The 1,333-nt window shown below is 64.9% G+C and carries 2 protein-coding genes; both read right to left on the reverse strand.

What is annotated here, in order from left to right; genetic code table 11:
• Nucleotides 1–546 (reverse strand): ABC transporter permease subunit (locus EN745_RS34835; RefSeq protein ID WP_127423316.1); only part of this gene is annotated, 546 nt, incomplete at its 3' end.
• A gap of 175 nt (nucleotides 547–721) precedes the next feature.
• Nucleotides 722–1,333: extracellular solute-binding protein (locus EN745_RS34840; protein WP_127423317.1), on the reverse strand; the 612-nt coding region annotated here is incomplete at its 5' end.

Raw genomic sequence — 1,333 nt, forward strand, 5'->3', positions numbered from 1 at the left:
GCGCGCGAAGACCCGCCACGGACCGAGCCCAAGGGCGGCGGCCGCGTCCTCCAGTGCGGGGTCGAGCCGGCGCAGCGCCGCGGAGATGGGCAGATAGAGGAATGGAAAATAGGCGATGACGGAGACGAGAACGCCGGCCCACAGGCCGTGCAGTCCCGGCACCAGGCTGATCCAGGCATAGGAATGGACGAAGGCCGGAATGGCGAGCGGCGCCACCGACAGCCAGGCCCACAGGCGGGCGCCGGGCAGGTCGCTGCGCTCGGTCAGCCAGGCCAGCGCCACCGAAAGGACGATGGAGATCGGAACCGCCAGCGCCACCAGCAGGATCGTGTTGATCAGGAGGTCGCCGACGCGCGGACGGAAGATCAGCGCCGAGACCGTCTCCCAGCCGGTCTGGACTGCGATCCAGATGATGAAGGCCAGCGGCAGCAGCGCAAGCAGCGAGACCAAAGCGGCGGCAAGCAGGATCCAGGACGTCGATCGCCGGCGTCGCGGGTGCCCCGCCGCCGGCAGGCCCGAATGGATGAGGTCGACCGCCGCTTGCATCAGACCGGACGCCGCGCCGCATCGGCCCGCGGACTAAGGTGGCCGAAGGCGCGCTGATCGCAGCCAGGAACGCAGCTTGTCGTCATCGACGATGCCATCTCTAAAACAGAGCGCTCCCGCGGAAAGCGAAGTCCCGCAGGAGCGCAGTCGGTTGCCCTTTTAGGACGAACGCGAACTAAAGCAAGCCGGCTGCCGTCATCAGATCGGTCACCTTCTTGGAGTTCAGCGTCGTCGGATCGACTTTCGGCGCCTGTAGGTCGGCCAGCGGCACCAGCTTTGGGTTGGAGTCAGCGCCCTTGCCGACCGCGTATTCGAAGGAGGTGCCGTTCTTCAGCACGTCCTGGCCACCTTTGCCGGTCACCCATTTCAGGAACGCCTGGGCTTCCTTCGGGTACTTGCTCGAAGCCAGCACGCCGCCGCCGGAGATCGAAACGAAGGCGCCCGGATCCTGGTTCTTGAAATAGTGGAGCGCGACGTTCTTGCTGTTCTCGCCGGTCTTGGCCTGATCGCCGAAATAGTAATAGTGGTAGATCACGCCGCCTTCGATCTCGCCAGCATTGACCGCCTTCATCACGGTGTTGTTGCCCTTGTAGGCGGTGAAGTTCTCCTTCATCGCCTTCAGCCAGTCGGTCGTGGCGGGCTCGCCCTTCAGCTGTAGCAGCGCGCTGACGATGGCCTGGAAATCGGCGCCCGATGGTGAGGCGGCCCAGCGGCCCTTCCAGCTCGGATCGGCGAGGTCGATCAGTGACTTGGGCAACTGGTCTTCCTTGAGCTTGGTCTTGTCATA

The organism is Mesorhizobium sp. M4A.F.Ca.ET.022.05.2.1 (assembly GCF_003998845.1).
Classification (GTDB): Bacteria; Pseudomonadota; Alphaproteobacteria; order Rhizobiales; family Rhizobiaceae; genus Mesorhizobium.